The organism is Saccharibacillus qingshengii (assembly GCF_013185195.1).
GTDB lineage: Bacteria > Bacillota > Bacilli > Paenibacillales > Paenibacillaceae > Saccharibacillus > Saccharibacillus qingshengii.
In genome coordinates this window covers 149723-167952 of the sequence record NZ_JAAZWC010000002.1, presented here as the reverse complement: position 1 = coordinate 167952, position 18230 = coordinate 149723, and the positions used below count along the sequence as shown (strand labels likewise).

The following is an 18230-nucleotide window of genomic DNA, read 5'->3' as shown; positions in this document are numbered from 1 at the left end:
TCCGCCGCATTGCTTGGGAGCCTGCCTGCGCAGCAGTTGGAATCCCGCTGTACCCATTGTACCGAATTCCGCCGAAAAACGCATCCGGACATCGGGTTCTTTCGTCTGCCTCAAGCGACAAAAAACCGGCCGGAGCACGTTTCTTCCTCCGTCTGGCGGATTCTTGAAACGGCCTGCGGCCGGTGGTTTTTTATTTACCGCCCTGTTTGAGCAGGGTTTCTTCGATAGTCCAGGTTTCCTGGGCCGTGGTGCCGTCGGACTTGATCAAATCGTACGTGAACGTTTTGCCGTCCGCGGACCAGACGCCTCCGGCTACGCTTCCGTCAACCTTGCGGCTGCCCAGTTCCGCGGAACCGTCGCCTTTCAGAAGCTTCAGTGTATGGTCCGAATACGTGAAGCGATAAGCGTTATCCGGCGAGTTCCATTCCGAAGGAGCCATGGTCAGCCCGTATACCCGGCTGTCTGCCGCTTGGTCGGGAGCCACATCGGCACTTTCCGAATCGGAAATTCCGCTTTCTTCCGGATTGCCCGGAGCCTCTTCGGAAGCCGAGAACGTTTCGATTCCTTCGTTCGGCTGACTGTCCGGTTCTGCGCTTCCGGCAGCGGGTTCTTTGCCCGAAGCAGGCGGACTGGCGGCCGGGTTCGATTTATCCGACGGCGCTTTGCCGCCCGACTTGACCGATTTATCCGGGTCTTTTTCCGTACGTGTACCGGCCGAGGTCGACTTGTCCGGCTCGGGCGATTGATCCGGGGCTTGGTCCGTATTCGGTCCGGACTTGGTCGAAGATGCCGAATCGTCAGACGGAGTCTGCGAACGGTCCCGGTTCTGACTGGCCGCAGGCGTACCTGTATCCGGTTCGGCCGAATTTGTCTTGGGCTCCGAAGGCGAAGTGCTGTCCGGTTCGACGGACAAAGTCGGGAGATCTGCCTGCGGCGTAGCTGTATCCACATTCGGTTCTTTGTTGGCAGGAGCTCCGTCCGCCGCAGAATCTTCCGGTGTTACGGACTTCTGATTGGCTGTATCGTCGCCGGGTACAAGCTTTGTCTCTGGCTGAATCGATTTGGCTTCGGTGCTCGGGTCGGTGACATCCGGCATCGTCTGACTCTCCGTCTTCGCCGCCGATTCCGACGGAACGAGTGTATCGTCCATCGCGCCGGACACGGCCGTCGAAGACGTCATCTCCGCATTCGGCATTTCCTGCGGCTCGTAAGTGGCCACGAAGATCCCCAATACGGCGGCGGCAACAGCCGTACCACCGACGGTCCGGCCCAAAGTGGAGCGCCAGAATCCGGCCGGTCTGCGGCGCTGAGACACCTCGTCGCCAAACATCCGTTTGCTTTCCATCTCCGACAATTTCTCGGGTTCCGCCTTGGGAACGGCGGCTGCAGCCGTGCGGTCGAGTTCTTCCAGCCGGGGCAGGATCGAATCGACCAGGCTGACCGGCGGCGTCACGTCGGGCAGCGATTCCAGTTTGTCCGACAGACCCTGAAGAAAATCAAAATCCGCCCGTGCCTCCGGAGAGTCGCCGAGATGAAGGAACAATTTTTCCGTTTCTTGCGCGTTCAAATCATGGTCGAGGTAACGGTTCATATATTCCAACGCTTCTTCGCGTTTCATCTACAGCGCACCTCCTTTCTGATAATCTCGAAGCAGCTGCTGAAGCTGGCCCCGGGCTCTGAATAAATACGATTTTACGGTGTTAAGCGGCAGATCCAGGCATCCGGCGATTTCGCCATACGACATATCCTGCACGTAGCGAAGGATGACGACCGTACGGTGATGTTCCGGCAGCAGGTTGATCGCCCGGTCGATATCTTCCCGGGTATAAGCCCGCATCACTTCGCCTTCCACGCTGTCGTTTCCTTCGAACACCATCTCGTGTTCTTCGATCGACACCGTAGGTTTGGCGCGTCTGAATTTGTCGATACAAATATTGGTCACGATTCGCTGCACCCAGGTTTTGAACTGCGCTTTTTCTTCATAGGACCCGATTTTCGTGTAAATGCGGATCAGGGCTTCCTGAGCGGCGTCCATCGCGTCCTGTTCGTTATTCAGCGTATAATAAGCCGTCTTGTAGACGGCCGGTTCAATCTCTCGCAATAGGGTGATAAGAGCGTCGCGATCGCCCGATTGAGCGGCTCTAATGAGTTCCTGCTCGACCACTAAGGGTCCCCCTCTCTTGCACCTTTTCAGACGAGCATAGCCGCCAAAAGGTTGCGTTCTTTTTCTGTTTTTCAAAAAACATCTGCCGCTTCGGGCCTATATCTCCCATCAGTCTACCAGAAACGCTTTTAGGCGTCATCTTGCGTGAAGAAGTCCGCCTTTTTGCGGCCTGCCGCCTATGCAAGCAAGCACCTGTTCTAGTTATACCCTATCGGCCGGACATACAAAAGGCCCCTTTCCCCAATTTGTCGGGGAAAAGAGCCCGGCTGCCGCCGTTTAGTCGGACGCTTGGGCAGGATTTGCCTGTTCGTCCAGACGGGTACGGTAGCTCAGCGGTCCTCCTAGCGGCGCCGAAATCTGGATCTCCCCGTTCCTGTCCGTACGCAGAACGGCCGAACCCGCGAGTTCCAGCCGCTGAATCACGCCGGGATTCGGGTGCCCGTAAGTATTCTTTGCTCCAACCGAGATCAGGGACAACCGCGGCGACCAAGCCGCGATCCATTCGTCCGAAGAAGAGTTTTTGCTGCCGTGGTGACCGACTTTCAGCACTTCGACTTTGCCTCCGTCCCCGCGTTTTTCGAGTCGGTCCAGAATCTCGCGTTCGGCTTGAAGACCAATATCGCCGGTAAACAGAAAAGAGTGACCGTTCATTGCAAGGCGGAATACCACCGAGTATTCGTTCTGCTCTTCCAATTCGGGCACGGTCCCGGCGAACACTCCCGACGGATTGAGAAATTCCAAAGAGGTGGCTTCATCCGCTTTCCATATATCGCCGTCTTGCGGCGCATCGATTTCGGCCCCGAAACGCAGCGCCGAAGCCAGCAGCGCGTCCAGATCTTCACCGCCGCTGCGGGTTCCGTTCATGATCAGGCGATCCGCAGGAATCTCGTCGAGCACCGCAAGCAGCCCGCCGTAATGGTCGCGGTCGCCGTGTGTCAGAATCACCGCATCCAGACGGTGGATACCGCGCTTCTTGAGCAGAGGCACCACGACATCGCGGCCAACTTCGTAAGGATCGAGCCGCTGCCTCCAGGCTTCGCCCGGACGCTCGAAAGTGACCGTCCCGCCTCCGTCGACCAACAGATTTTTGCCGGTGGGCGTCGTGATCAATATCGCATCTCCTTGTCCCACATCCAGCATCTGCACCAATCCTGCGGGGTCGGGCCGGGGCGCGTAGGCAGCGCCGACCATTCCGGCCAGCAGCAGAGCGGACAACGCGCCAAGCGCAAGCCGCGTCACGGTCCGGCGGCGGCTTGGATCGACGCCGTAGCGCACGGACGGCGCAAAGCTTGTTCCGCGTCCCGCTTCGGGACGTATTTCGCCAGGCAGCGGTCCGAGCGGCATGGTGTCGCCGCCGGGAAGAGGCCGATGCGCGGGGAATCCCGATATTCCCCCGTGCCGCCCGCCGGCCTGCGGCACACCGGCGGACGGATCCGGCCTCCGCGCGGCCAGGTGCGCGGCCAGTGCGAAAAGGCCTCCGATCAGAGCGGCTTCGTACAGCAGGATCCAGACGGGCGGCGGCGAAGCCCAGATCGTTCGGGCCAAGCGCACGGAACCGCCGCTTTGCGCGCACCAGAAGACGGCGGCATTGACCAGCCGGACAGGATAAGCGGCCCATTCGGCTCCCTGCATCCAGAAAGTCCCGAGCATAAGCGATACCGTTCCGAGCGGAATCGATACGAAACTGATCAGGGGAACGAGGACAAGATTCGCGGCCAGTCCGAGCAGCGGATATTGATTGAAATAATAAATGCTCAGCGGAAAAGAAACCAGGTCCGCAACCAGCGAGATCGCTGCCGCGCCGCCCAGAGTCTTCGGAAGAAAAAACAGCAGCTGCCGCATGGGGCGGGTCAGCACAATGATGCCGGCCGTCACGGCAAACGACAGCTGAAAGCTGATCGAAGTCAGGTAGCCCGGATCCCAGATCAGCATCAGCAGGGCGGCCAGACACAGAATGTGCAGACCGTCTTTGAGCCAGCCCCGTTTGGCCGCATACAGACCGATCATGGCCATGATGCCGGCCCGGACCGCGGAAGGCGAAGAACCCGTCAGCAGCACGTAAGGAGGAACGAAGTACAGCGCCGCCAGCAGCGAAGATTCTTTGGAGACGCGGAAGCGGCGCAGTATAAGCAGCAGCGCACCGACATATAAGCCGACATGCATGCCGGAAATAGCCAGTACATGCGTCATCCCGAGCCGGACGAAGTTCGTATACGTGTCGGGATCGAGCCCTTCCTGCAGACCAAGCAGCAGTCCCTGCATATAACCGGCTCCGATCCCGGGGTACAGCTTCGCAAGCGTATCCGCAAGCTTCATGCGCAGCTCGTCGCTGCGGCGAAGCAGCTGCAGCCCGCCGGAGGCGGCATCGGCGGTTTCCACGCTTGATGCGCCGGCCGCTTTGACGATCCAGTGAATACGTTGGTTCCGCAGATAATCGCGATAATCGAAAGCTCCGAAATTGCGGGCTTCCGAAGGAGCTTCCAGATCTCCGTATACGATCAGCAGATCTCCCCGCTGCCAGGAAGCCGCTGTTGCCTGTTCCGTTTCGGCCGCCAATTTGACGCGTACGACGACCTTCTCGGTATGGGATAACGGTCCGAAGGCCGCAGGCTTCGCTTCCGATCTCCTGTTCTCGTCCGGTACAGCCGAGCCAAGCTTACCGCCTGCGCCGCCCGGCGTTTCTCCGGACAGCGGGCCGGTTGGCTCCAGCACCCGTTCGGCTTTCAATACGAACTGGGCCAGATCGCCATCGATTTTGGCCGGACCGGCCATACGGCCTTCGATCCGGATACCGGAATAACCGTCTGCTTCTCCGGGCGAGACGCCCAGTCTTTCCGGCAGGACGGAAAGGCTGCCCGCTTCCCGCAGCAGGCCATAGCCGGCGGCGGACCCCAAGGCCAGCCCGAAGATTAACAGCAGCTTGGCGGAAGTCCGGGTGAACAGAACGGCCGCAGCCAGCAGCAGCGTAAGCCCCGCCAGGACGGCCGCCAAGCGCAGCCCTCCGTACAGTTGGGCGGAAGCCGCTCCGGCGAGCCAACAGATAGTAAATACGATTAAAGGTCTACGGTTCATGACGGCCCCTATAAGGCCAGATCCGGCATCATTTTTTCCAGCATTTTAGGCCCGATCCCTTTAACTTTGACGATATCGGTCACGCTGCGGAACGGACCGTTCTGACTCCGATAATCCAGAATCGCTTGAGCTTTCTTCGCCCCGATTCCGGGCAGTTCCATCAGCCCGGCCGCATCGGCCGTATTGATATGGATCTTCCCGGCCTCGGAAAGTCCGGCAGGAGCGGAAGCGGCGGGAACGTTCTGCGCAGAACCGGGGCCTTCTTCTGCTGCGGACGGCACCGGGCTGTCTTTCCCAGGCGGCGGCAAACGATCCTTGGCACTTCCTGTTGAGACGGCTTTTTCCGCAGCCGGATCCGGTCCGATCGGCTGTACCGCGGTTTCCTGCACGGGCTGAACCGCAGCCTTTTCCGGGCTTGATTTGGCTTCCCCGGTCTCCTTTGGCATGGAGTCTTCACTTTTGACATTTTTAACGATGCCCCTGTCCGAATCTCCCTTTTCTTCCGGGTGTTCCTGAGCGGCCAATACGGCCTCGATCTTCCCGTTCAGCGGTTCCCACGGTCCTCCTTCGGCTTCGCCTCCTCCGGACAGCACCAACACACCGGCTCCCAATACGGCCGATAAACAAGCCGCGATCCATATTTCCTTTTTCATCTCTTTTTTCCTCCCGAATGGAATAGTACCTTGTCAACACTAAAGGTAATAGGCTGCTCGATCGTACGCCCACACAAAAAAAGCCCCCCGTCCCCGGCGTATATACGCCAGGGACGGGAGGCTGTGCTTCCCGTAAGATCCCCGGTCGACGGACAAGCGTGCTTCGCCTGCCGTCTCCCTTCATCCGATAACGGGGATGAGCCGATCGCTGGAATATCCTGATTTCCTTATTATAGGGAATGAGGAAACTTGAAGTCAATGCTCGCCTGCTTAAGAGACCGGTTCCGCAGACTTCGTAGGCGGGCTGTAAGGTCCGATCCCGCGAAAAGAAATACCTTTTTGCTCCATCATCGCCTGCACTTTGCCGCTGTCTTTCGGATAGGCGCGGCAGTAGACGACTTCCGTAATGCCGCTGTTCGCCAGCATATTGGCGCATGTCCAGCACGGCTCGTCGGTCACATATACCGTCGAGCCTTCGCGGTCGGCTCGGTCGGTGAACAGCAGCAGATTCTGCTCGGCGTGGATCGTCCGCACGCAGCGCTGCTTTTTGACTACCTGTTCCGCTTCGCCCACCTGCACCAGCTCGTACTCTTCGGCGATCATGCAGCCCGCTTCCGAACAGTCCGGCACGCCCATCGGCGCTCCGTTATAAGCCGTGCCGAGCAGCTTCTTGCCCTGCACCAGCACCGCGCCGACCTGCCGCCTCGGACACTGCGAACGCGTCGACACCATAAAAGCGATATCCATGAAATACGTATCCCAATCTTTGCGCGGACTGCTCCCCACTGTCATTCCCACTCCCGTTGTCGGCCGCTCCGCCGGAATGCGCGCAAAGGAGACGGAGCGAAGATTCGCCCCGCCTCTGTTCGAGCCGCAGCCCGCTTCGTATGCCGTAAATTGTCGTGCTTCCGCCGGATACGCGCTTTGAGCCCGTGCGCAACCTGCAAACGGAGTCCGGCTTGTCCGGCCGTGCAAATCTTTAGTTTGCGACGATATTCACCAATTTGCCCGGTACGGCGATCACTTTGCGGACCGTTTTGCCGGCCAGCGCGTTCTGCACGTTTTCCAGACTCATCGCGTGATCTTCCAGCGCTTTGGCGTCCCAGTCTTTCTGGACGTTGGCGCGCTGCACGATTTTGCCGTTTACCTGCACGACGATCTCGACTTCGGATTCCGTCGTCCACGCTTCATCGAACGCCGGCCAGGCCGCATAGGTCAGGCTGTCGCCGCGTCCGACTTTTTCCCACAGCTCTTCCGCGAGATGCGGCGCAAGCGGGGACAGCAGTTGAATGAAGTCCACCATCGCCTGGCGCGGCAGTTCTTCCTGCTTGTACGCGTCGTTCGTGAAGATCATGAGCTGGCTGATTGCCGTGTTGAAGCGCAGGGCTTCCATGTCTTCCGTGACTTTTTTGATTGTTTTGTGCCAGGTACGCTTGAATTCGTCCGTACCGGCCGCCGTATCGGAAATCTTGGTGCTCAAGCCGCCGTTGTCGTCGACGAACATGCGGTAGACGCGGGACAGGAAACGGTGCGCGCCTTCGACGCCGTTCGTGTTCCACGGTTTGGTCGCTTCCAGCGGTCCCATGAACATCTCGTAAATGCGCAGCGTGTCCGCTCCGTATTCGTTCACGATCTCGTCCGGGTTGATGACGTTGCCGCGCGATTTACTCATTTTCTCGTTGTTCGGGCCGAGGATCATGCCTTGGTTAACAAGCTTCTGGAACGGTTCTTTGGTGCTGACCACACCGAGATCGTACAGCACTTTATGCCAGAATCTCGCATACAGCAGATGCAGGACCGCGTGTTCCGCGCCGCCGATATACAGATCGACCGGCAGCCAGTGATCCAGCTTCTCTTTGCTGCACAGCTCTTGATCGTTGGTCGGATCGAGGTAGCGCAGGTAATACCAGCAGCTGCCGGCCCACTGCGGCATCGTGTTCGTCTCGCGGCGGGCTTTCATGCCCGTCTCGGGATCGATGATGTTCACCCAGTCGGTCGCGTTCGCGAGCGGCGATTCGCCGGTGCCCGACGGTTTGATCTCGTCCATTTCCGGCAGCAGCAGCGGCAGGCTGTCTTCCGGCACGGTCTTCATGCTGCCGTCTTCCAGATGCAGGATCGGAATCGGCTCTCCCCAGTAACGCTGACGGCTGAACAGCCAGTCGCGCAGACGGTAAGTCGTTTTGCCTTCGCCTTTGCCGCCTTCTTCCAGCCATTCGATCATGCGCGCAATCGCGTCTTCCTTGTTCAGGCCGTCCAGGAAGCCGGAGTTGACGTGTTCGCCTTCGCCCGTATACGCTTCCGTCTCGATATCGCCGCCTTTGACGACTTCGATGATCGAAATGCCGAATTTCTTGGCGAATTCCCAGTCACGTGTATCATGGCCCGGTACGGCCATGATCGCGCCGGTGCCGTAAGCAGCCAGCACGTAATCCGCGATCCAGATCGGCAGTTTTGCGCCGTTGACCGGATTGACCGCGTAAGCGCCGGTGAACACGCCGCTTTTATCCTTGTTCAAATCGGTCCGCTCCAGGTCGCTTTTATGCGAAGCTTTTTCCTGGTACGCTTTGACCGCTTCTTTTTCGTGCTCGGTCGTGATGGCGTCCACGAGCGGATGCTCCGGCGCCAGCACGCAGTAAGTCGCGCCGTACAGCGTGTCCGGACGGGTCGTGAACACGGCGATCGACTCGTTCGTGCCTTCCACCTGGAACGTCACTTCCGCACCTTGCGATTTGCCGATCCAGTTGCGCTGCATGTCCTTGATGCTTTCCGCCCAATCCAGTTCGTCCAGATCTTCCAGCAGGCGGTCGGCATATTCGGTAATCTTCAGCATCCACTGGCGCATCGGCTTGCGGATGACCGGATGGCCGCCGCGCTCGCTTTTGCCGTCGATGACTTCTTCGTTCGCCAGCACCGTACCCAGCGCCGGACACCAGTTCACCGGAATTTCGGCGACGTAAGCCAGTCCTTTGTTGTACAGCTGAATAAAGATCCACTGCGTCCATTTAAAATATTCCGGGTCGGTCGTGCTGATCTCGCGGTCCCAGTCGTACGAGAAACCAAGCGATTTGATCTGACGGCGGAAATTGTTGATGTTCTGAATCGTGAATTCGCGCGGATGGCCGCCTTTGTCGATCGCATACTGCTCGGCCGGCAGGCCAAACGCGTCCCAGCCCATCGGATGCATGACGTTGTAGCCTTTCATCCGCTTGTAGCGCGACACGATGTCCGTTGCGGTCATGCCTTCCGGGTGACCGACGTGCAGGCCGGCGCCGGACGGATACGGGAACATGTCCATCGCGTAAAACTTCGGTTTGGAATGATCGGCGTCATCCGTTTTGAATGTTTTTTCCTCGTCCCATTTCTGCTGCCATTTCGGTTCGATCGTCTGGGCGCGGTAGCCCTGCGAACCGGCTCCCTGCTCGTTTCTTTCGCTCATCGTCATCTGTCCCTTCGCTTCTAAAATCAAAAAGCCTCCCGTCTCCAGCGTCAACGACGCTAGGGACGAGAGGCGCTGCTTCCCGTGGTACCACCCTAGTTAGCGGCCGAATGTTCTCTGCTGCCGCTCACTTAAGCATCCGTTATCGGGGATGAGCCGATGCGACTTACCGCGCGCCTGCCGGTCATACCGGACGAGCCGCCTTCTGCCGCATATCTCCGAGGCGAGTTCGTACAGGGTTCGCTGCCGGCTTCCACCATCCGCCGACTCTCTTGGAAACGCACCCCTGCCTACTGCTCCTCATCATCGACTAGTTTTTCTACCTGTGCAATGCCCCTATTATATAGAAAACAAAAGCGAAAAGTCAATGACTCCGTGTGTTGTCAACTCCTAATCCGAGGTTTACGTCCGCGTCAAATGCACACGCTTTAGGTGCGTTCGAGGGGGCGTAACCTTACTTCTAGCGTTGACAGGATACTCTGCGCCTTCTCCTCCCCAGCTGTGGTATACTGGTAGGCGCACTCGAAGCACTTGAGGAGGAATTTTCATATGTTCACACCCGAACAGGTCAAACCGTTTATCACGCACGCCGACCCGCTTGTCAGCAACGCGGCAATCCGGTTTTTGGCCGAGACGTATAAATACCCGCAGGACATCTCCGCGCTGGTCCTGGAAAAGCTTGTGGCCGCCCCGCGCAAAGAAGACGTATATCTGCACCGCGCCGCGGCTTTCCCGCAGACCAAAGTCACGGTGCAGGCGATGCTCCATCTGCTCAAAGCGAATCTCGTAACGGGCAATGCGCGCATCTTCCTGTCCCGTATGCTGCTCGGCAGCAGCCCCGACCTGCTGAAGTCCCATCTTCCGGCAATCAAGGAACTGGACGAAGACTGGTACGACGAAGCGGCCGAGCGCGTGCGCGTGTCGGAATTAACCGACGAATGGGTACGCCGCATGTTTAATGAAGAAACGCAAAAAAACAGCGGTCTGGATTACGGCGAGATCGACTACGATACGCTGGATCTGCTGCTCGGCGAAATGATCGAACGCGAGATGCTGCAGCCGCGCGAGACGATGGACGAACTGCAGGAACAATACACGAAAGAACCGGAATCCGTCCGCACGGTGTATCTGATGCAGGCGGCCGGCAAACTGAAGATCGCGTACGCGCTGCCGCTGTTCTACGATGCTCTCAAGTCCGACAACGATCTTGTGGCCGAGCAGGCTGCGGATGCGCTCGTTCGCGTCGGCAGCGAAGAAGTGGTCGAGAAGCTGGTGCAGATGTACGCCGAGGAAAAAGACGGCTTCCTGCTGCTGGGCATCGTCGATATCCTGTCGCGTATTCTGCTGCCGTCCGCCGAAGAAGCGCTGATTGCCCTGCTGGAAAAAGAAGACCATTTCACCCGCATTGCCAAACTCGCAGACGGCCTGTGCCGCCTCGGCTCCGAGCAGGCGCTCCCGGTCGTGCAGGAACTCGTGAAGATCGGCTACGACAAAGACTACGTCGAACTCAAAGAATCGGTCTACGCCTGCTGCGTCATCCTGGGCCGCCCGCTGCCCGAGCTTGACGAATGGCGCCGCGAGATCGCGGCCGAAGACGAAGAACGGGCGAAGAAACTGCAGGGTTAAATCCCTGAAGTTACGCTCGACCGGCGAATCCGAAATTCGGCCGGGAACACGGCAAGCACACGCCAAATAAACCCAGCAAAAAGAGCAGACTAATGTCTGCTCTTTTTGCTGTCGGGCAAGTGGTACGCCGGGCAAAGCGCTGATTCGATTCCCCGCTGCCGGCAAAAGAGCCGGACGGGCCTCCTTCCGGCTCGGCTCGGCTCGGCTCGGCTCGGCTCGGCTAACGGATTGTATGTCCGTTAGAGCGCCGAATCCAGCCTTTCCCTATCTTTAACGGGTCGTAGTTCCGTTAGCCGCTTTTTCGTACTCTTTTTCCGCCAAAAACAAGCCCAAATTCATTCTAAGCGTCATCTGAATCCGTTAAAATTCTCAAACGTTCCAAAATACCCGCTAAGCGTCTCCTGGTTCCGTTAGCATTCCATTATCCCGTTGGCCAACGTCACCAAATCCGGAAAGATTCATTCTCCCGGATAATCGAGCCGGCGCCGGTTCAGCACAGCCAGCAGCAGACCAACCGAGACTCCCGCATACAGCAGCAAAGCGCCGAGCGGCCTCCATTTGGCTCCGGTCGGCAGTCCGTCGTAGAACATAAGCGCATGCAGCGTCAATTGGATAGGCGGCAGCAGGTAAGTGATCCCGCTCCAACCGTCCGGAAGCGCATGGGCGATACCGCGCGCGCCAAACGCCAGCGCAATCCAGATGCACAACCCCAGCATCGCATAGAAGCGCGACTCGAACAGCTTGACGCTGAACCAGCCGGCGAGCGAGACTCCGAGTCCGGCCAAGAAGACATGATACAGCAGCCCCATCGTCAGTTCCTCGACGTTTGGCAGCCGTTCGAACCGGCCGAGCAGGGCCGGATACAGCACGGCGAACAAACCGAGTACCGAAGCGAACATCCAACCGTAAAGCAGTTTGGCGGCGCTCAGCCGAACCAGACTGCGGGCATGCAGCGTCGTCGCCATCTCCTGATTGAAGACTTCGACATCGATCACCAGACTTCCGATCGCCGCTGCGGCGACGAACAGCATCGAAGACGTAAACGCATAGCTGTCCATAATGGCATTATTGCCCATGCTGTAGATCAGCAGAAGGATGCCTATGTAGATGACCGTGGGCGCCCCGTAACGGTAAGAACGGATAAAGCAGCGGTGTACGTACTCCAGCATGGCGATCACCGGCTCTCCTCCTTCCGATTCAGCGACAATACGGTCCCTTCCGCCTGCCAGAATTCATGCAGAAACGCTTGGCAGTCGGAAGCCGGAATCCGGCAGCGCACCGCTTGTCCGGCCGCTGTCCAAGCCGTATCCGGGAAGTGTCCGGCCAGAACGAGACGCGAGAATTCCGGCAGCAGCCCGTCCAACTCGTAAAAAGCGGATTCCGTGTGCGGCTCGCCGCTTCGGCCGCTTTCTTCCGGAACGAGGCGTCCTTCGTGCAGCCGATACGTGGTACTCGCGCTTTCCCAGGAGGGCAGCGGGTCATGCAGCGAGGTGACAACCGCCGTCCCTTTCGCCCGGAGACCGTGCAGCAGAGCCAGCAGTTTGTCCGAAGCGTTGACATCCAGACCCGAGAACGGCTCATCCAGCAGAAGAAGGTCGGGTTCGGCCAGGCAGGCCTGCATCAGATTCACTTTTTGCAGCATGCCTTTGGAATAATGGATCAGCATCGACCGACTGCCTGCCGGCAGTTCCAACAGCGTATGCAGCTCTTGGATCCTCTCGGCTGCGGAAGCTTTCGCCATGCCGGCGATCCGGCCCATATGCATCAAATATTCTTCGGACGTCATGCGCAGCTTGGGCAGCCGGTCCGGCGCGAACCCGATACGCAGTCCGGACGCCGCACCTGCCGCTCTGCCTGTGCTAGCCGGAATAAGTCCGGCGATCAGCTTGAGCAGCGTGCTCTTGCCGGAACCGTTGCCGCCGCGCAGAATCAGACTTTCTCCCCGGTACAGGATCAACGAAATCCCGTTCAACACCTGCTTTGAACCGTAAATCTTGCTAACTTGTTCCAACCTCAGCAGCGGTTCGGCTGCCGTTTTCGCCATATCCATAAATTCATCTCCTCCTTTCCCATCTTAAGGGAATTGCATCGCATTTTCAAAAAAGCCCCTGACAAAAAGCCCCGAATCCCGCTGCGGGAATCGAGGCCGATCTCTATGTGTATGCCCGAATATTCGGCTTCTTCGCGGTTATCGCATCAATATCGACGAAACAAACATAGCCGCGAACAAGAGCAGAAAGACCACGGGCATCACGGCCATGCCAAGCGATCCCACAACGAGACCTACCAGCAGCGGAATGACGGTGGACCCGGTGTAAGCGCTGGCCATTTCAAGGCCGATGACGCTTTGCGAAGCTTTTTTCCCGAAGCGCTCCGGCGTCATATGTACGAGGCTCGGATAGATCGGAGCGCCGCCGAAACCAAGTACGAACAACCCGATGCCGGCCAGAATCATCCCCGAAGAGCCGATCAGCACCCACAAACCCAAAGCGCCGATCAGGATGCCGTAACGGATCAGCCGCTTGGCGGATAGGTGCTCGGAGAGAAACCCGGACAAGATCCGGCCGACGATAATCCCGATAAAATAAAGCGAAGAATACGCGGCGGCTTCGTTGACGGCCAAACCTTTGCCCGCAATGAGGTAAGACGCCGCCCACAAGCCGACCGCCGTTTCCGAACCGTTATAGAAAAGCATCACCAGTAATAGAGGGTATAATCATAGAGAGAAGGGTCCCTTGACAGGAAGCTTCTCCAATCCGGATTACCTAAGGAGGAATTTCGTTTGAATCCGTCCGATTTCCAACATTTCCGCTGGTTGAACGAAAGCAAGATCCGTTTCGAAGAGCAACGAATCGTTCTGGAAGCTCCTGCGAACAGCGATTTTTTCTGCAATCATGGGAACGCTTCCGAAGAAGGGACGACTCCCGAATCACTCACTAACGCTCCTTTCTTTTACACGGAAGCGGAAGGCGATTTTGTGATGCGCGTCAAGGTCGAACATGATTTCAAAGACGTCTACGATTCCGCTTCGGTCATGGTCATGCAGGACTTGAACGTCTGGGCCAAACTCTGCTTCGAGCGTACCGATTTCGAAACGAATGCGATCGTCAGCGTTGTCACCAATCAAGTATCCGACGATGCCAACGGCAGCAATCTGGACGGCAAGCAGGCCTGGCTTCAGATCGCACGCGTCGGTCCGTCGTTTGCTTTCCACTATTCGGTAGACGGGATTCGCTACGATATGATTCGCTACTTCACGCTGCCTGTCGGCGATACGGTCAAAGTCGGATTCGTGCCGCAGGCCCCGACCGGACAAGGCGGAGAACGCATCTATTCGGACTTTTCGCTGGAAAACAAGACGGTCAAAAACATTCGGGCCGGAATCTGATCCCGAACCGCAAACCGAATATCAAAAAGAAACCCTCGACTGCCGATTGGACAGTCGAGGGTTTCTTCGGATCGCATGCAGCGTTCGTTTGGATTTCTCCGCTTCGCCCCGAGTAAAAGCTTGCGCCTTTACTGCTGTGCTTCCATCTTCGCTTTGTACGCATCGAGCTGTTTTTGCAGTTCGGCTTTGACTTTGTCGTAGCCAGCCGTCTTGAGCTTGGCTCGGAATTCTTCGACCGCCTGAACCGGATCGGCGACTTTACCGAAGTTAAGCGCCGGACCAAGCTCGCCCGCTACCTGCGAGATAGCGGTAAGTTCGCTCTCGACTGCGGTCTTGTCAAAGACAAATTGACCGTAAGGATAAGGAATCTTGATCTTGTCGTATTCGGCATAGACCGTATCGATCTTGTCCCAAGTCGTATCGCTCGGAATTTCGAACTTGTCCACGCGTCCGCCCCAGAAGTCGGAGTAGAATTGATCGCGCGCTTCTTCGTAGCCTTCCGGACGTGTCCGCTTGCCGTCTTTGAGTTCGTACTGTACGCCTTCGAGACCGTAATTGAGCAGGTGGTAGATTTCTTCGTTGTTGCGGATCAGGTCATAAGCCATCAGGGCGCGTTCCGGATTCTTGCTGTGCGCGCCGAGCGAGGTGCCGCCGTGCGTAATCGACAGCTCCATCAGGTTTTTGCCGCCCGTTGTATTAAAGGCGAACATTTGCAGTTCCGAACCCGGCTGTGCTTTGTCCATCTCGACGCGAAGTCCCGAGAAGGTCTGCGTATGATGCTGGTCCATACCGGACAGGCCGGCTTTGAGCGCAACGCGGTTATCGTTTTTGTTGTTCAGGGCATCTTCGCGCCAGAACCCTTTGTCCGCCCAGTCTTTCATCATCGTCGCGTAATCGACCAGCGTATCGCTGAATACCGGCTCGGCTACCGTGTATTTCTCGTCGTTCGATACGGCGGTGAAGATCGGCATATAGCCGGTCGAGATCGGCAGATCGAGGTTGTCCGTGTACGATTGAACATAACCGCCCCAAGTCTGGGCACCCGAAGCCATATCCCACGGCACGACGTCCGGCTTGTTGTCTTTGATATACTGCAGGTAATCGCCGATTTGTTCCCAGTTCTTGATCGGCTCGGTGATTCCCGCTTCCTTGGCCCAATCGCCGCGGTAGAAGAACCCGTGGTTGACCCACTGCGTGTAATCGTTTTCAGGAATCAGAACGATCTTGTCGTTGTATTTGCTTTCGTTCCAGTCTTCTTCCGGAATCGATTTCCAGGTCTCCGGCGCGTAGGTCGGCAGCAGTTCGTCCAGATTCATGAACGCTCCGCGCTGCGCATTCGCCCACGTATCCAGCCAATCCGTTCCGATCGTAATCAGGTCAACCGGTTCGCCGGATGCCAGCAGCAGATTGTATTTGGTCTGCCAATCCGCCCACTCGACCCATTTCCATTCCAGTTCGGCATTGATTTTTTCTTTCATGATGACGTTGACTTTGTCCATCACCGCTTCGAACTGGCCGTTCTGAGGTTTGTCGCCGAGAACCACGTAGCTGATCTTCACGAACTTCGAAGTATCGGGTTTGCCGTCGGCCGTCGTTCCGCCCGAAGCACTCGTTCCTCCGCCTCCGCCCCCGCTTCCTCCGCAGGCCGTCAGCACAACCAGCATCGCCGTCATCAGCAGTGCCCATCCCTTTTTCCATCTCAACATCTGTATACCCCCTTCGAACAATTTGGTGGTGGCCAAACTTTTCAAATCGGCTGGCTTACGTATGAAACGGGAAACGATCAGCCTTTGACCGCTCCTACCGTAATGCCTTTGATGAAGTAACGCTGTACGAACGGGTAGAACAGAATGACCGGCCCTGTCGCGATAACCGCGATTGCCATCTTCATGGTCTCGATCGGCACATCGCTGAGCGGTACATTCGAAGCAGCCGCGGAGTTGCGGATGGCGTCGGCTTTGGTGACTACATTGTACAGATACAGCTGAAGCGGCCTGAATTCCATATCCGAAGACAGGAACAGCATCGAATTGTACCATTCATTCCAGTAGCCGAGAGCGATAAACAATCCGATTGTGGCCAGTGCAGGCGTCGTCATTGGCAGAATCAGCTTGACGAAGATCGTGAAATCGCCGGCGCCGTCGATTTTGGCCGATTCGGTAATCGCATGCGGGATCGAACGGACGAAACTTTTCATCATGATAATCAGGAACGGACTGAGCAGCCCCGGCAGCAGAACCGCCAGATAATTGTCCTTGAGGTGCAGGTACTGGGTGATAAGAAGATAGAACGGGACCAGTCCCCCGGAGAACAAAGTCGTGAAGTAGATAAAGAACGAAATTTTGTTGCGGAAAATAAAGTCGGGACGCTGCAGCGCGTAGCCGGTCATAGCCACGATCAGCAGGCCTGCGGCGGTCCCCGTCACCGTGATGCCGATCGTCACGAGGTAAGAACCGAGGATCTGTGTCGGGTTCTCCAGCACGATCCGGTAAGCGAACGTACTGAATTCTTTGGGCCAGAAATTGAAGCCGCTTTGTTTGACGGCAGCTTCCGAAGTAAACGAAGTCCCGAGTACAAGCAGGAACGGCAGCAGACAGCAGAGCGCGAACCCGCCGATACAGACATAACTGATTGCGCGAATGATGATACTGCTTCGATCCGTCGTTTTTCGAGTGCTGACCCTTTCTTCATCCATAACGCCCATCGTGTACTCCTCCTTTTCCTAAAAGAGTGAATTCTCCGGCGAGAATTTGCGAACCAGCCAGTTGGCCGTCAATACGATCGCAAAGCCGAACAGCGACTGGTACAAACTGACCGCACTGCCGAGCGAGAAGTTGAAGTTGGTCATCAGCGAGCGGAACACGTACGTCTCGATAATATCGGTAGTCGCGTAGAGCGCCGTATTGTTGGCTCCGACCAGGTTGTAGATGAGTCCGAAGTTGCCTTTGAGCACGCCCCCGAGCGAGAAGAGCAGCAAGATGATGAACGTCGGTTTGAGCCACGGAAGCACGATATGGCGGATACGCTGGAACGCGTTCGCTCCGTCGATCTCCGAGGCTTCCACCACTTCGTTGTCGAGTCCCATGATGGCGGCGAAATAAATGATCGATCCGTAGCCTGTCGCCTGCCAGAGGTAGGTAAGCACGATGATGAACGGCCACGCGTTCGGCGTCGAATAGACTTTGAGCGGTTCCATTCCGAGGGCTTGAAGGATTCCGTTAAGCAGGCCGTAGTCGTAGCTGAGGATGTTGTAGGCGATCAGGCCGATCAGAACAGCGGAGATAAAGTGGGGCAGGAACATAAGCGTCTGGGAAATCTTTTTGAACCACTTGCCTTTGAGTTCGTTGAGCAGCACCGCCACCGCGATCTGCAGCACGTTGCCCAGCAGGATAAACGCCAGGTTGTACGCGACGGTGTTGAAGGTGAGCTTCCACAAGTCTCCCGTAATCACGAGGAAGCGGAAGTTTTCGAATCCGACGAACGGGCTGTTAAAAATACCGTCCGAGTAGTTGTACTTGATAAAGGCCAGATACAGTCCCGGCATCGGCAGGTACGCGAAGATGACGAAAAAGACAATGGCGGGCAGACACATGATGAGCAGCGTGCGGTTGTTCTTGAACTTTTTCCACCAGGAACCTGCCCGCCGATTCTCCAGCTCCAGGCTTCTTTCTTTCTCGGTCAATACGGACAATGCAATCCCCTCCTTCTCAGGTCGACGAGAACGTCCAACTATGAAACCGATTACATTTTTGCGGCCGTAAAAAGGGACCTATCTTGTCAGGTTTATGCGTTCTTCTCATACTTAAAATACGAGTTTAAGCGATATTCCCGGATAGCTCCCTGTTAGTACCTTGTCAACGCTGGAGGTGAGGTAAGGTTAAGAGTTGACAA

At 57.1% G+C, this 18230-nt stretch carries 14 protein-coding genes and 1 other annotated feature; of the genes, 2 read left to right on the top strand and 12 right to left on the bottom strand.

Going from position 1 to position 18230, the window contains the following annotated elements:
• Positions 1–190: 190 nt before the first annotated feature.
• From HRQ60_RS02635 to leuS, 6 genes are all read right to left on the bottom strand, one after another.
• Positions 191–1618 (bottom strand): anti-sigma factor family protein, encoded by a 1428-nt coding sequence (locus tag HRQ60_RS02635; RefSeq protein WP_172194085.1) that lies wholly within the window; start codon positions 1616–1618, stop codon positions 191–193.
• Positions 1619–2164 carry a sigma-70 family RNA polymerase sigma factor gene (locus HRQ60_RS02630; RefSeq protein WP_172194084.1) on the bottom strand — a complete coding sequence of 182 codons (546 nt, stop codon included), beginning with the start codon at positions 2162–2164 and terminating at the stop codon, positions 1619–1621. It lies immediately after the preceding gene.
• A gap of 276 nt (positions 2165–2440) precedes the next feature.
• Positions 2441–5236: a ComEC/Rec2 family competence protein gene (locus tag HRQ60_RS02625; protein ID WP_172194083.1), complete on the bottom strand. Its 2796-nt coding sequence runs from the start codon at positions 5234–5236 to the stop codon at positions 2441–2443.
• An 8-nt stretch (positions 5237–5244) separates the two neighbouring features.
• The gene (locus HRQ60_RS02620) at positions 5245–5889 is read right to left on the bottom strand and encodes a helix-hairpin-helix domain-containing protein (protein WP_246281067.1); all 645 of its coding nucleotides are present in this window, start codon (positions 5887–5889) and stop codon (positions 5245–5247) included.
• 270 nt (positions 5890–6159) lie between these two features.
• On the bottom strand, positions 6160–6681 hold the full coding sequence (locus HRQ60_RS02615; protein ID WP_172194082.1) for a deoxycytidylate deaminase: 522 nt from the start codon (positions 6679–6681) through the stop codon (positions 6160–6162).
• 187 nt (positions 6682–6868) lie between these two features.
• On the bottom strand, positions 6869–9325 hold the full coding sequence (gene leuS / locus HRQ60_RS02610; protein WP_172194081.1) for a leucine--tRNA ligase: 2457 nt from the start codon (positions 9323–9325) through the stop codon (positions 6869–6871).
• A 58-nt stretch (positions 9326–9383) separates the two neighbouring features.
• Positions 9384–9641 (bottom strand) — a binding site (T-box leader).
• 233 nt (positions 9642–9874) lie between these two features.
• On the opposite strand from leuS, the gene HRQ60_RS02605 reads away from it, so the two are divergent.
• On the top strand, positions 9875–10951 hold the full coding sequence (locus HRQ60_RS02605) for a HEAT repeat domain-containing protein (protein WP_172194080.1): 1077 nt from the start codon (positions 9875–9877) through the stop codon (positions 10949–10951).
• 458 nt (positions 10952–11409) lie between these two features.
• Here the strand turns inward: HRQ60_RS02605 and HRQ60_RS02600 are convergent, their stop codons facing one another.
• From HRQ60_RS02600 to HRQ60_RS02590, 3 genes are all read right to left on the bottom strand, one after another.
• On the bottom strand, positions 11410–12129 hold the full coding sequence (locus tag HRQ60_RS02600; protein ID WP_172194079.1) for a hypothetical protein: 720 nt from the start codon (positions 12127–12129) through the stop codon (positions 11410–11412).
• Positions 12126–13001 (bottom strand): ATP-binding cassette domain-containing protein, encoded by an 876-nt coding sequence (locus HRQ60_RS02595; protein ID WP_172194078.1) that lies wholly within the window; start codon positions 12999–13001, stop codon positions 12126–12128. Before HRQ60_RS02595 ends, HRQ60_RS02600 begins: the two co-directional genes overlap by 4 nt.
• Before the next feature lie 138 nt (positions 13002–13139).
• Positions 13140–13646 (bottom strand): MFS transporter, encoded by a 507-nt coding sequence (locus tag HRQ60_RS02590; protein ID WP_281358033.1) that lies wholly within the window; start codon positions 13644–13646, stop codon positions 13140–13142.
• Between the two features lie 87 nt (positions 13647–13733).
• Between HRQ60_RS02590 and HRQ60_RS02585 the strand changes: the two genes are divergently transcribed.
• Positions 13734–14339: a DUF1349 domain-containing protein gene (locus HRQ60_RS02585; protein ID WP_172194076.1), complete on the top strand. Its 606-nt coding sequence runs from the start codon at positions 13734–13736 to the stop codon at positions 14337–14339.
• Positions 14340–14467: 128 nt separating this feature from the next.
• Here HRQ60_RS02585 and HRQ60_RS02580 read toward each other — a convergent pair whose 3' ends face one another.
• The 3 genes from HRQ60_RS02580 to HRQ60_RS02570 all read right to left on the bottom strand — a co-directional run bounded on the left by HRQ60_RS02580 (position 14468) and on the right by HRQ60_RS02570 (position 17931).
• Positions 14468–16045, bottom strand: coding sequence for a DUF3502 domain-containing protein (locus tag HRQ60_RS02580; RefSeq protein ID WP_172194075.1), 1578 nt, complete (start codon positions 16043–16045; stop codon positions 14468–14470).
• 77 nt (positions 16046–16122) lie between these two features.
• The gene (locus tag HRQ60_RS02575) at positions 16123–17034 is read right to left on the bottom strand and encodes a carbohydrate ABC transporter permease (protein ID WP_172194223.1); all 912 of its coding nucleotides are present in this window, start codon (positions 17032–17034) and stop codon (positions 16123–16125) included.
• Positions 17035–17061: 27 nt separating this feature from the next.
• Positions 17062–17931, bottom strand: coding sequence for an ABC transporter permease (locus HRQ60_RS02570; protein WP_172194222.1), 870 nt, complete (start codon positions 17929–17931; stop codon positions 17062–17064).
• Positions 17932–18230: the final 299 nt, after the last annotated feature.